The sequence below is a fragment of the Flavihumibacter sp. CACIAM 22H1 genome (assembly GCF_001601815.1).
Taxonomy (GTDB): Bacteria; Bacteroidota; Bacteroidia; order Chitinophagales; family Chitinophagaceae; genus Flavihumibacter.
Map to the genome: position 1 here is coordinate 43629 of NZ_LUKG01000021.1, position 12849 is coordinate 56477.

Below are 12849 nucleotides of genomic sequence, written 5' to 3' on the forward strand. Positions count from 1 at the left end.
ATCCCCTGTGTGCTTGAGAGACGCCGACCACGCACACACTGTTGATATGGGCTGAAATATTCTGTAGCAAATCTGAGGAAATTGCTGTTCGATTTGGATATGATTTTTATATGTATTTTAATTCCAAGGAAAACATACAGGAAGTTTTAGATAAAGCTGTCGAATTGGGATTGTATGTGGATTGAAGTGGTAGATCCCTTGATATACCAGGTAAGCTCAGCCCTGTCTTACTTCCCTTTTTTTCTGGGTATTGTGGTAGCTATTTTGGGGAAAACAACTATGTCTTCGCCTTCGTAAATGAAGCGGTCGATGGTTCCAAGCCGGTTCCTTGCAAATCGAATCTGTGCGGGGTTATTTTCATTTATATAGAATATATCGGGTGCATAATTTTTTAGCTGGATGACATAATTCCGGCCTTTAGCGGTATTCAACAAGAGTGAATCTCCTTTTACATACACCACCAGTGTGTCGTTTTCGTTGCTTAAGTATTCGCCTTCGTATTGTTTGAAGCGGTCAGCAGGTAATTTGGTTTCAGTGAATTTAAATCTTTTTTGTCCAAGTAGCCAGGTGTAAAAACTATCGTTATTGTAGGTGGCTGTCCAGCTGTCGTGGCCTGCTTCGGGGTAAATGGTAAACCTGGCTTCTTTATTATATCGTTTCAGCGCATTCATCATTTTTTCTGAGGCAGAGAGCGGAACGGCATCATCTTTGGCCCCGTGAAAATTCCAGACAGGCATATACTGCAGGCGATAAATTTTAGCGGTATCTCCTCCTCCGCAAATAGGTGCGATGGCGGCAAATTCTTCCGGATACTTCATGGCCAGGTCCCAGGTGCCAAAACCTCCCATACTTAAGCCGGTCAGGTATATACGGTCTGGATCTACGCGTAAACTCGATTTAACAGACCGGATCATTTCAATAAGAACGGGGCTTTGCCATCCGTTGGTAGCCTGGGGTGAAACCAGTATAAAGGGAAATTTTTTTCCCTGCTCCACCAATTTGGGTGGACCATGCATTTTCACTTTTTCCAGGTCCATACCGCTTTCTCCAGATCCATGTAAAAAAATTACCAAGGGCCACCTGGTACTGCTATCACTGCTATAGGCAGGAGGCATGTACAATAGGTAGCGGGTTTCCTGGATAAATTTTTCCGGTGTTTGCTGGCTATACGCCTGCTGGCAAACAAGGCCGAGTGCCCCTGACAGCAAAATATGAAGCAGTCTGTTCATCTGGCTATTTTGAGTTGGATCAATAATGCTTAGTAAAGTACGAATTAGTTTTGATTCAGTGTTTGCACAATGCACCGCGAAACCGACCACCTGTACTAGTTGCTGAATTTTCCTGGATGGCGGTTTTTCTTCAAATTTTTTTATCTGTTCAATGATCTTGGAATAGTGGTGCCTGTTTTGTAATGGAGCTTCCCTAATATACTGTAAGCCAGTTTTTAAGTTGATTTTTTCTGATCAGGTGAGTTATCAAACAGCTTTTAAAAAATAAATGTAGTGGTGCTGTGTTTAATGGATTTTAATCTGCTTCGCTTGCAGAATATTTTTAAATACAATATTTTTAGTATTTCCGTTCCTCTTTTGATCCGTAGCAAGAATGCTTGGTACCAGCTGCTAACCATTTGATCATATCCAAAATACTTGCTCATGGAACTAACTTTATCCAATGGAAACCTGCTTGAATTTCAGGACGGGTTGCCGGTACATTTTCCCGGACCATTTCTACGAGGAGCAATTTCTTACCAGGCTAAATCCAACTTATCGGAATTAGTTATCCAGGAGCTAAGGGAAGATTGCTACAGTATCCGTTATGTAATTGGCAGGTTTTTAAAGAAAATAGATGCCCGTGGCTGGATCCATTCCAGTGGCATATACAGCTTGTTTATGCTGAAAGGTGCATCTCGTAAGCAAATTGGCAGTATTGGCAAATTGCATATCCGCCAGGACCAGTTTGGTTGTTTTTACTCAGAAGCAACTTCTTTTGTTGCAGTATTTGATAAAAGCAAGGAGTTTCATGTACTGGACCTGTTTTTCTCACCGGTTTTATTGGAAGAAGTATATCCCTATTTCGATGGATTGAAAAAGACGGTGGAGCAGGAAAGCGGATATCTTTTTCCTGGTATTCCGGGCTGGACCCTGCCGGGTATGCAGGAAATAATCGGGCAGATACTGGATTGCCGCTTTGATGCTCCTACGAGGAAATTTTATTTTGACCTGAAAGTACGGGAGCTCTTATTCGAGATGCTTGATTTCAGTTATAGATCGGCGAAAGATAAAACAGTTTATAGCTCGTCGGATTCATACCGGATTCATCAATCAAGAGATATTTTGGCTGGTTTTATTGACAAAAAGCCACCTGCCCTAAAATGGTTGTGTAAAGAAGTTGGCCTTAATGAATTTAAGCTGAAGCAGGGATTTCGCCAGTATTTTCATAGCAGCATATTTGACTGGTTGTATGAACGGAAAATGATGCGGGCCAGGGAGTTGCTGCTTACTACTAATCGGCCGATTAAAGAAATAGCCGCCCTGGTAGGGTATCCCCGAAGTACAAATTTCACCACTGCTTTTCGAAGGAAATTCGGAGTTACGCCGGGTTCAATGCGTCGAAAATAATACCGTTCGCAAAACAATTGAGCGCTTCGCAAATACAATTGCTCAAAATTTGCGGGTGAAGAGTTGGAACTTTGGGGTATTCAATTACCGTTATGCGAAAGGGAGCACTGTTACCCAATTTTGCTGATTATGTGGCCGCTGTTTATATGCTGGTATTCCTTTATACGGGCATCAATAAGTTGTGGTGGCAGCATAAGTTTTATGTGGTATTAGTGAAATCCCCTTTATTGAACAACAATGCGGCCTTTATTTCCTGGTTTATTCCGGTGTTGGAAATCGCCCTTTTTTGTGCACTTTTCTTTCCCCAAAGCCGACGGCCGGCTTTAGTAGCATCGGTTGGTCTGATGGCTGTTTTTACGGCTTATATTGGGTTTATGCTATTTACTGCGTCCAGCTTGCCTTGTTCCTGCGGGGGAATTTTAGGTAGTTTGAATTGGACCCAGCACCTGGTTTTTAATACAATGCTATTAGCACTGGGCCTGCTAGCATTATTTCAGAAAAAACATTCAACGATTTATTGCAATAAACAGGCGTAGCCGAAAACCTGTAGAATCGAGTAGGCAACCATAAAATCATCTAAATAACCTTTTATGAAAAAGTATTTTGTGGGAATATTTTCCCTTGTATTGGCCATTTGTTTTAATTTGCTACAATCAAATACACCCATTGAAAGGAATAGTGGGCCGGCGGATCAGAGTACCTTTGATTGGTACCAGGTATCAGATAATGAAATTAGTGATATTGATCCTTTACATTTTGGTAAGACTAAGACTCAGGCAATTGCGGACGATCCCTGCAAAGATGAAACTTCTGTAATTTGCCTTTACGGAACAAATGAAGAAGTAGAGGTAGGTCAAAATGTAGCAGGGGCTCCTAATGATCAACTAATCATGAAGCAATAGTGTTTTTTTGTAAAAAAGGGCAATTTTACAAATTGCCCTTTTGCTAATTATTCACGAAGTATTAAAACGTCCATAATAATTTCTTTTTCTACTAAATCAAGATCATATCGATTCAAGGCCTTTTTATAATACGAAATTGTTGGTATTTCTGTTACTGATTTTTTCATTTCAAAGTCTATATTCTCTTTGTAATTTGTCAGATCTATTACCTTAATATTCCAATACAAGTTGCCCAATATTCGTAGTTTGTTTATCAATTCAATGATAGGTTTGTTTCTAATGTAGCTAATAGGTTGTTTATAATTTATACTATCTGCAATATGTTTTGCAAATGAAAGCATGTTTTTAGATGGTTTTCCTCCCTTTGTTTTTAATTTGTCCAAAGTAGAGGTTCGAACAACTGCCAGGCATTTTACGGGCCTTTTTTCGATGCTTACTTGTAAACCAAAATACCTCCGCAGATCTTCCTGCATAATTTTATATCGGTCTGCCTTTAAATGATCCGGAAGAATTGATTCATAATAATAACCATTTCTGCCACGCCAGCTATCGTAGCTTTTCCAGTTGTATTTTGTATATTTTCTGTATTTTTCTTTGTCCGTGATTTCAAGGATTGTTCTTCCATGTTCCCTAAATCCCATTTGCATTCTGCTGTCGGATTCATTATAGGCAATTTGGTACAATTCTTCAATGGAGGTGCAGTAGGAGGCTATTTGGTGCCCTTTGCTTTCTAGGTGAATGTCAATACTGTCAATTCCACGTAGTAGGATGGTTCCGTATTTTACATATGGGGTATAATCCTGTTCAAATAAACTAGTAGTGTATTTAGTATGCGATTTTCTTTCAAATAAGCCTTTTTCTCCCCGGAAATGAGCGTCAAGTATGGCAGGCGTAATTGCTTCATGTGTTGAATATATAAATTTTCCGGTTGGGTTTACCCACGCATAATAGGGTACTCCAATATGCTCAAACATATTGTTCAATACTGTATCATTGGTAATCAGCGGAATATTTTTGGGCTTGGATACATTTCGTCTGTTCTTGAAAAAATTTATAGTTTTCTCCTTATTATCTTTATTTACCAGAATGATCTGAATTTTATCATGGTATTTTTCCTGGAGTAATTCTATTTTTTGAAAATTTTTTATGCAGTTTGCGCAATAAAAGCTCCAGAAATCAAAGATGATTAATTTGTCCTTAAGCTCGCTGAGCCTTAGTTTGTTTTTTGAATAATTTAGTAATTGATCAAATTCAAGGTCCGGTATCTGTTGTCCCAATGATAATTCTTGTGCCCTAACCTCCTTGTTAGATGTGAACAATAGCAAAGCGGTCACAATATGAATTATAAAATATTTCATATACTAATTTGTAAGTGAATGATTGAAAGAATCAATACCCGGCGTTTTGTAATAATGCGCTGTTGTATAGAATTTCGTTGAAGGGGATTGGGTATAAGCTATCTGTTGATTGCCAATCTGTACCCTTAATCGGTGATAAAACCTGGTCAAGACTGGCCGTTCTTTTTAGGTCAAACCAACGATGCCCGAATTCTGCAAAAAACTCTATTTGCCGTTCTTTCTGGATAGCATTTGCTAATTCTGATTTACTGGTGGTTGACAAATGCGGCAGCCCGGCTCTTTCCCGAATGGTATTTATGTCTTCCAGGGCGCCTTCAATATTATCCAGCTGCATGCGGGCTTCTGCTCTTATCAGATATTGTTCAGCCAACCTGAAAACAATCGTGTATTCGTCTATAAAATTTCTGGATCTGTTTTTATATTTGTAGGGAAAATAATAGATATTTCCGTTGACTACATTTGAACCTATCCAGTGAGTTTTTCGGAGATCTTCTTGCTCGAAAATATTCAAAATAGTTTCTGTTAATAGTAACCTTGGAACACTGCCAGGCGACGAGGGAATGAATTTTGCGGCTTCTGAAGTATTGTAGGATTCATTAGTAGGTGCCAGCTGCCAGATTGTTTCATTGCCTGTATTTTTAAACATAGTTTCCAGGTTTTGTGGTAAACTGTACATGCCGGAGGAAATAATGTTGCTACTTGATTTTTCTGCCTTCTCCCAATCCTTTCTATATAAGTATAGTCTTGCCAATAAAGCAGTTGCAGTATATTTATTAATTCTTGAACGAAAAGGGCTGGAATAGTATTCCGGCAGCAAATCTACTGCTTCTGTTAAATCAGTAAGTATTTGTTTATATACGCTATCAATTGATGTCCGTGGCTTCTGATCATTTACTGCATAATTCGTGGAGGTAATTAAGGGTATTTCTCCGAAGATATTTACCAGGCTAAAATAGCTAAATGCCCGTATTGTTTTCATTTCTCCTAAAAAAGTATTCTTTTTAGCAGAAGTTATATTGCTGGACCTACTTAACCCTTCGATAATGGCATTGGTTCTATAAATAACACGATACGAAGCAGTCCAGAATTGTGAGTTTAGAATGGTACTGGTAGGATCAACCGCGTTTTTATAAAATGAATTGTATTCAGATATGGAAGATTCCGAAATTAGTTCGTCTGCACTAAGACCGCAATAAATAGTCATACTTCCACCAGCAATAGATGGTCGAATTGATTGGAGTTGGACATAAACTCCTCGAATCGCTGATTCGGCGCTGGATTCATCGTTAAACAGGTTGCTCGTTTGAATAAGGTCTGGTGCTGGTTCTATTTCTACGAATTTATTACATGCCGATAAAGTGCCGGTAATTAAACTTAAAAAGAGAATACCTAGTTGATAATATTTTTTTAGCGTACTCATTTTCCTGAGGTTTATAAGGTTATATTTATCCCTGCTACCAGCGTTTTAAGGGGCGGTAAAATCAGTAGGTTTTGGATTTCGGGATCTGCCCCCTTGTACTTGCTTAGCACAAATAGGTTTTGCGTATTTAGAAAAACAGTAAGATTTTCAATTCTCAATGATTTAATTGCTTTTGCAGGTAATTTGTATGAAATAGCTATGTTCTTACATCGTATAAAGGAGGCGTCAACAATAAAGGCCGCTGATCGTGGTAAATAAGACACTAAATTCCTGTAGGCAGTGGATCCGCTAACTGTTGTAAATCGCTGGATGCTCGATTGATCTCCCGGATGCTGCCAACGTTCCATAACTGCCAATGGATGATTCCATAATCCTAAACCAGGTACAAGAACGGTACGGGTATTTAGAAAGCTATACCCTCTTTGTTTCCGGAATTCAAAAAAAACAGATAACGTTAATCCCTTGTATTCTAAGCTGTTTAATAGACCCCCAAAATATTGGGGATCAATATTTCCGGAATGTATTCGATCTTCTTTGTTAAAGATTCCATTGCGATCTACATCTTCAAATTCGTAAATGCCAGTTGATTTATTTACTCCTTTATATACATAAAACTGGCGGGTGCTGACCGATTTTCCTTCTATATAGGTATTGGCATAACTGGAGGTGGATAAGCCGGGAAACGATACCAGTTTATTTCGGTTGAATGATATATTAAAGGCTGTTGTCCAATTCAGCCGTTTCGTTGTAATGTTTTTTGTGGTGAGTTGAAATTCAAATCCCCTGTTTTCTAAGATGGCATTCAGGTTCTTTAAAATGGAATTGAAACCCGTTTGTATCGGCAGGGTATAATTTATTAACTGATTATTGCTCCTGTTTTTATAAAAGGAAGCTGAAAACATTAGTCTGTCTTCGATAAAACCAAGGTCGATGGCGGCCTCAATTTTTTTATTTCTTTCCCAGGCAAAGTCAGGGTTATATAAGGCAGTTGGGTTTACGATGGGCGCTCCCTGGTAGGTGTTAGAATAGGCGGTCCAGGTATCCAGGTAACGATAGTCACCTATCTGATCATTCCCGGTTACACCATAACTGCCCCTTATTTTTCCAAAGCTTAGGATTTTTTTTGCACGGTTCATCCAGTTTTCTTCAGAGAAAATCCAGGCGGCGCCGGCGGCTCCGAAATTGGAAAACCGTCTGCCTGGTCCAAATCTACTGGACCCATCTCTGCGACCTGATAGGTTTAGCAGGTAACGGTTTTTAAAATTGTAATTTATTCTGCCAAACAGGGCAGTATACCTGTATTGCTGAAAACTATTGTTTGTCCTTACATTGCCTGCACCACTTATAGCACCTAATAATGCATCGCTGGTGTAATTGGTTGCCATAACGTGTATTCCTTCGGTAGTATTTTCCTGCCAGGTGGCTCCAATAAGACTTGTAATTTTTCCTTTCCCTAAAAGGGTTTGATATTCCAGTTGAGGCTCCATGATCCAGCTTGTAAACGTTCGGTTGGCAAAATATGCGTAGGGTAAATTAGATGAATAGGGGTCAATGGAAGTGCTTGGTCGGGCAAGATATTCATTGCCTACCAGGTTATTATAGCCTGCGTTCAATTTTGCTGTTAGCCCGTTTATCAATTCGTATCTTATTTCTGAGTTGGATACAAGGTTTTTGAATTTTCCCCGGTATGTCATATGGAGGGCTGCTAAAGGGTTTGCTCGGAAGACGATATTTTTGTAGGGGATTCCACCTTCCTGCCAGTTGATATTGCCCTGCTCATCGCGTAGCTTCATATTGGGTGGGAGATTGGTATAACTGGTCATATCATGTTCGTTCAGCTTATTTTCATCTGCCAGGTAATTGACGTTTAGTTGTATTGCAAACCGCTTATTGGTACTGCTATGGGTGATAGTAAAATTGGCAGAGGCTTTGCTGTCTCCATGATCAGTTGGAAATACAGTGGTTTGCCGTTGATAAGCTGCCCCGACTAAGAACTGGGTAGCGCTGGAACCGCCACTCAAGGAAACCCGTGCATTGGATACACGTGCTGTACCGCCAATCAGTAGTTTTTTCATATCCGTGTAGCGGGTACTGTCCCATACCATTATATCCGGTGCATAACCAGGGTCTCTTGGGTCGGCACTTGGCACCAGGCCATCGTTCATAAATGCCTCCCTGCGCATCTGGATGTATTGTTTTGTATTCAGCATATCCATGGTTCTGCTAACCTTACTAATACCCATACTTAGATTGGCTGTAAGTCTTGTTTTTCCAGGCTTCCCTTTTTTGGTAGTTATCAGGATCACTCCGTTGGCCCCCCTGCTTCCATAAATGGCCGTTGCGTCGGCATCCTTCAGCACTTCCATACTTTCTATATTGTCCATACCAATCAGGTTGAATGGACTCATACCAATTTCACTGGTTGAATTTTCAAGTTGGTTTAACCTGCCGTTACCCGGTGCAAAGGGAATTCCATCGATTATATACAATGGTTCGGAGCCCTGCAGGATGGAGTTTTGCCCACGTACTTGCACTTTCACCGCTGCTCCGTTGAGCCCACTTCTTTGTGTAATCATCAGGCCTGGTACCCGGCCAGTTAGCGCCAGTAGCGGGTTGCTTACTGGTTGCTTTTCAATTTCAGCAGCAGTTACCCGGCTTATATTGCCGGTATTTAGGCGCATGCTTGTTTTCCCATAAGCCATCACAACAGTTTCATCTAATTGGCTAACCGATACCTTTAATCGAACTAGTAGTTCTCGTTGTTTTTTTACCGGAATTTCCTGGCTTTGATAACCAACGCTGGATATCAATACTATTTCTCCTTCGTTCAACTGTTTTAGCACAAATTCTCCCCGCCCGTTTGTAGAGGTTTGCTGACCTGATTTTTTTGCTGTAATACTTGCCCCCGCCAGTGGCTGCCCTTGTTCATTCAGTACCCGGCCGTTGAGATTAAAAGCCATGCTACCGGAATCGGGTAGGGGACTTGATTTTTTTCCGTTCTGGATTACTACGTATTTATCCTCTACGATAAACCAGATAGGTTGGTTGCGGAAACATTTTTCCAGTACCTGCAGCAGGGGCCCGTCTTTAACATCAATAGTAAGCAGTTTGGTATGGTGGAGTTGATTGCGGGTATAAATAAAATGATAGCCCGTTTGCCTTTTTATCTCTTTAAAGGCTTTTTCAAGTGGAGCATTCCGTAGAGATAGGGATACTGTTTGTCCATAGCCGGTAGCAGCAGCCTGCAGGCAGGCAACGATGGTAAACAGGAATAAAAGTTTCATGATTATGATACATTTTATCCTCCCCTCAGTAATTAATTGCATAGCTTTGTTACGTTTGGGTTTTCTGAAATCGGTTGATAGCTTCAGTTGATTCTTGGGTTAACCCAAACATCCGCCGAAAGTGTTGCGAGCACTTTCGGTTTTTGTTTGAGCTGACCTTTACTACCTCTCAGTCATCGGGGTAAAACATAAATGGTTTTTTTGTCAATTTTGAAATTTACCTGGCCGGTTAATTCCAGCAGGTGCAGTAATTTGGTTAATGGTTCACTGCGCAGAATACTGGCATTGAACAGTTGGTTTACTTCTCCTTCGTATATAATGGTGGCGCCGTACCAGCGTTCCACTTGTTTCATAATTGTTTCTATACCGGCGTCTTTAAATTCAAAAACGCCGTTTTTCCAGGCGATGGCGGTTGCTGTATCTACCTGTGTGGGTGTATCGATGCCAGCGGGTGTCAGCAGTGCTTGCTGGCCTGGTAACAGCAATACGGATTGTTTTTCTTTGGTTACCCTCACCTGCCCTTCCAGCAGGGTAATTTCCTGTGCTGTTTCCTCCGGGTAAGAAAATAGATTAAACCGGGTGCCCAATACCTGTACGAAAGCTCCATTGGCCAGCAATACTTTAAAAGGAGCTTCTTTATTGGGGGCTACTTCAAAATAGGCTTCCCCCTGCAGGTTTACGATACGTTCGCCTTTACTGAAAGCGGTTGGGTAGCGTAATTGCGAGGAGGCATTCAGCCAAACCTTGGTACCATCGGGCAATTGTAATTGGTACTGACCGCCCACCGGTGTGGAGAGGGTATGCACCGAAGTTGTACGGTTGGCGAACGCCTTCGTTTCATACACCAATTCTCCATCAGCCGGTTTGCGAACATGAGAGCCTTTACCAAAAGCAATTGGCCCGTTTACAGCACTGCCCAGATCAATTACAGCACCATCTTCCAAGGTTAGTGTAGCCTTGTTACCCCCGGGTTGTAGCAGTTGGTTTTCCAATGTTGTTAAGGCGGGGGGCCTGGGATCCTGGCTACTGTACCGCACTAAAAAAAACAGGCTGATTACCAGCAGGATACTGGCGGCTGCAAGCCAGCTATTGGGTAGGGCCCGCTTTTTTTTCCGCGTTGTAAACGCGCCTTTTTCTTTTAATGCCGTAAAAGACTGTTCCGTCTGTACCTGGTCCATCCAGTGCAGGTTCTCTTTTATAGCAGCTTCATCGGTTAAATCTTCAAAGAGCTGTAGGTTTTCATCGGATTCATTCACCCAGTTATCGAGTTCATCCTGTTCCTGCTCGCTTAAGGTATTCCTTATATAGCCTGCAACCAGGTAAGCGATCCTGTAGGGTGTTTCATTCATACTAGTAAGTTAAAGCAAGCATATATGAGAAAGGGCGCAACGATCAAAAAGGTCTACAGGGTGGCAAAGAAAATTTCAAAAAAAGACAGGAGCAGCGAGATTGGCCGTATTAAACGTTTGCGCAAGGCTTCCAGTCCCCTTGTTTTTTGTGTTTTGATAGTACTTGGATGGAGCTTCAGTTCGCGGGCAATTTCACCGGTGCTTTTACCTTCCAGGTAGTGCATGGTAATTACTTTCCGGTTGGCAGGGGAGAGTTCCAGCAAGGCTTTGTGTAGAAGCCGGTAAAATTCTGTTCGTACGAGTTGTTCAAAAGGGGTATCTGTCAGCACATCGGGTGGCTGTGCTGCCTGGTGTATAGTGGACCGTTTTTTTTCTTTACGTAGAAATGCAAGGGAGTCTCGCTGCACTATTTTATAGAGATAGGCGCGGATGGCGCCGTAACTATCGAGTTTCTCATGCATTTTCCAGGTTTTTGCCAGTGCATTGGCGGCTATTTCTTCGGCAATAGCCCGATTATTCAGGAAGCGATTGGCATAGAGGGAGAGGGCGGGATGAAAATCCCGGTAAATAACTCCCAGCGCTTGTTCATCACCTGAGCGAAATGCAAGCAGCAGGTATTCCTCCGATGGGTAATCAGCTAATTCAGGCATCTTGAATCGTTTTGGAGGAGTCGACAGGGGAGTGTAAAAAAAATGCGCAGGTCTCCACTTACAGTACTGAGGCCGTCGGAGGCCCGGACACAAATAAGGGAGCCCACGCATATACGTGAGCTCTTGCTTATCATCTTGTGTCCATGAAATTTCCGACGTTTCAGTACAAGACTCCAAGCGAAAGCTTCAGATCATTTGAAGAATCGCAAAAATATTTTATTCCGCAGTGGCTGCCTTGTTGGGAGCCAATTATAGGGCGAATGTACAAATTAATGACGAGTATGTCATTTTTTAGCTCCTGATATGTTCAGAATTTGAGCCAAGATGTCTCAAATCCGTGATAGTCAATTGCTTCAAAAAATTGCCGTGGTTCTAAAAGAGCTGCGTGAGAAGCATGCATTAACACAGGAAGATGTATTTGGAGACACGCAGATCCATATTGGCCGTATTGAAACGGCTCGTGCAAATGTAACCGTTAGTACTCTTTCCAGGCTCTGTCATTATTTCGATATTTCGCTTGCGGAGTTTTTCAATAAGGTGGAAAAGCTGGGCGGTAAGCGATAATACATCATCGAATACTTCCTGACTTCTATCCTGTTATAATATAATGTTGCAGCATTGAAATAGGCTTCTCTAACGTATATCAATAGCCGATGTAAATAAACTGTTTGTACATGTAAAAGCCAGGTTGGTGTGATAATTCAGAGGGCAGAATATAAAATTTAATGTATTTATTATTAAGTAACTGATTGTCAATATGTGAAATTGTTTTTATAAATAACTACTGATTTGCACTTAGTGAAATACCGTGTTTTAACGGGTTGGTATATGTGTATATAAAAAATATATTTGCCCGCAATTAACCCAAACTGTAATGATAAATCGAGCGGTCGCTTATTCTGATATTTTTTCTAAAGTTTCACTTTTTATAATTGCTGGTATTACATCATTTCAGTTGGCAATTGCTCAATCCAGTTCGCCGAGTAGCCCTGGTGATTATCTTCAAATCTCTGCGGTTTTGCCTCCAACACCCAACGCAAGTGCATTTGGAAAATTTGGTGGAATGGAGTGCAGGAAAAGTAGGGGCTACGGTGGATTACATCTATGATGCCAATGGAAATATGGTGAAGGATTTGAACAAAGATATCGCCACTCCGGCCGGAGTCTCGGGTATAAACTATAACCACCTGAACCTTCCTAGTGAAATCAAGATCCGTAAAAACGGCACTGACGAGCGAGGCACAATCACTTATACCTACGACGCAGCT

Annotated in this window: 10 protein-coding genes and 1 pseudogene; 5 read left to right on the forward strand and 6 right to left on the reverse strand. The window is 41.2% G+C overall.

Going from position 1 to position 12849, the window contains the following annotated elements; translation table 11 throughout:
• Positions 1–227: 227 nt before the first annotated feature.
• Positions 228–1229: a prolyl oligopeptidase family serine peptidase gene (locus A1D16_RS08135; RefSeq protein WP_290708864.1), complete on the reverse strand. Its 1002-nt coding sequence runs from the start codon at positions 1227–1229 to the stop codon at positions 228–230.
• Positions 1230–1652: 423 nt separating this feature from the next.
• Here A1D16_RS08135 and A1D16_RS08140 point away from each other — a divergent pair, with 423 nt between their 5' ends.
• From A1D16_RS08140 to A1D16_RS08150, 3 genes are all read left to right on the forward strand, one after another.
• Positions 1653–2618 (forward strand): AraC family transcriptional regulator, encoded by a 966-nt coding sequence (locus tag A1D16_RS08140; RefSeq protein ID WP_290708865.1) that lies wholly within the window; start codon positions 1653–1655, stop codon positions 2616–2618.
• A gap of 92 nt (positions 2619–2710) precedes the next feature.
• Complete coding sequence (locus A1D16_RS08145; protein ID WP_290708866.1) at positions 2711–3154, forward strand: MauE/DoxX family redox-associated membrane protein; 444 nt, start codon at positions 2711–2713, stop codon at positions 3152–3154.
• Positions 3155–3208: 54 nt separating this feature from the next.
• Positions 3209–3520, forward strand: a complete 312-nt coding sequence (locus A1D16_RS08150; protein WP_290708867.1) for a hypothetical protein — start codon at positions 3209–3211, stop codon at positions 3518–3520.
• Between the two features lie 47 nt (positions 3521–3567).
• Here A1D16_RS08150 and A1D16_RS08155 read toward each other — a convergent pair whose 3' ends face one another.
• From A1D16_RS08155 to A1D16_RS08175, 5 genes are all read right to left on the reverse strand, one after another.
• The gene (locus A1D16_RS08155) at positions 3568–4878 is read right to left on the reverse strand and encodes a redoxin domain-containing protein (RefSeq protein WP_290708868.1); all 1311 of its coding nucleotides are present in this window, start codon (positions 4876–4878) and stop codon (positions 3568–3570) included.
• A 31-nt stretch (positions 4879–4909) separates the two neighbouring features.
• Positions 4910–6298 carry a RagB/SusD family nutrient uptake outer membrane protein gene (locus A1D16_RS08160; RefSeq protein WP_290708869.1) on the reverse strand — a complete coding sequence of 463 codons (1389 nt, stop codon included), beginning with the start codon at positions 6296–6298 and terminating at the stop codon, positions 4910–4912.
• A gap of 11 nt (positions 6299–6309) precedes the next feature.
• Positions 6310–9582, reverse strand: coding sequence for a SusC/RagA family TonB-linked outer membrane protein (locus tag A1D16_RS08165; RefSeq protein WP_290708870.1), 3273 nt, complete (start codon positions 9580–9582; stop codon positions 6310–6312).
• A 173-nt stretch (positions 9583–9755) separates the two neighbouring features.
• Positions 9756–10931, reverse strand: coding sequence for a FecR family protein (locus tag A1D16_RS08170; protein WP_290708871.1), 1176 nt, complete (start codon positions 10929–10931; stop codon positions 9756–9758).
• Positions 10932–10984: 53 nt separating this feature from the next.
• A complete protein-coding gene (locus tag A1D16_RS08175; protein ID WP_290708872.1) occupies positions 10985–11581 on the reverse strand; it encodes a sigma-70 family RNA polymerase sigma factor in 597 nt (198 codons plus the stop codon).
• Positions 11582–11905: 324 nt separating this feature from the next.
• On the opposite strand from A1D16_RS08175, the gene A1D16_RS08180 reads away from it, so the two are divergent.
• The gene (locus A1D16_RS08180) at positions 11906–12145 is read left to right on the forward strand and encodes a helix-turn-helix transcriptional regulator (protein ID WP_290708873.1); all 240 of its coding nucleotides are present in this window, start codon (positions 11906–11908) and stop codon (positions 12143–12145) included.
• A gap of 368 nt (positions 12146–12513) precedes the next feature.
• Positions 12514–12849, forward strand: a pseudogene (locus tag A1D16_RS08185) (hypothetical protein); the annotation flags it as partial.

What these genes read in the sequence shown, in the direction of transcription:
- A1D16_RS08135 (WP_290708864.1), bottom strand. Translation starts at nt 1,229, where the DNA reads ATGAACAGACTGCTTCATATTTTGCTGTCAGGGGCACTCGGCCTTGTT.
- A1D16_RS08140 (WP_290708865.1), top strand. Translation starts at nt 1,653, where the DNA reads ATGGAACTAACTTTATCCAATGGAAACCTGCTTGAATTTCAGGACGGG.
- A1D16_RS08145 (WP_290708866.1), top strand. Translation starts at nt 2,711, where the DNA reads ATGCGAAAGGGAGCACTGTTACCCAATTTTGCTGATTATGTGGCCGCT.
- A1D16_RS08150 (WP_290708867.1), top strand. Translation starts at nt 3,209, where the DNA reads ATGAAAAAGTATTTTGTGGGAATATTTTCCCTTGTATTGGCCATTTGT.
- A1D16_RS08155 (WP_290708868.1), bottom strand. Translation starts at nt 4,878, where the DNA reads ATGAAATATTTTATAATTCATATTGTGACCGCTTTGCTATTGTTCACA.
- A1D16_RS08160 (WP_290708869.1), bottom strand. Translation starts at nt 6,298, where the DNA reads ATGAGTACGCTAAAAAAATATTATCAACTAGGTATTCTCTTTTTAAGT.
- A1D16_RS08165 (WP_290708870.1), bottom strand. Translation starts at nt 9,582, where the DNA reads ATGAAACTTTTATTCCTGTTTACCATCGTTGCCTGCCTGCAGGCTGCT.
- A1D16_RS08170 (WP_290708871.1), bottom strand. Translation starts at nt 10,931, where the DNA reads ATGAATGAAACACCCTACAGGATCGCTTACCTGGTTGCAGGCTATATA.
- A1D16_RS08175 (WP_290708872.1), bottom strand. Translation starts at nt 11,581, where the DNA reads ATGCCTGAATTAGCTGATTACCCATCGGAGGAATACCTGCTGCTTGCA.
- A1D16_RS08180 (WP_290708873.1), top strand. Translation starts at nt 11,906, where the DNA reads ATGTCTCAAATCCGTGATAGTCAATTGCTTCAAAAAATTGCCGTGGTT.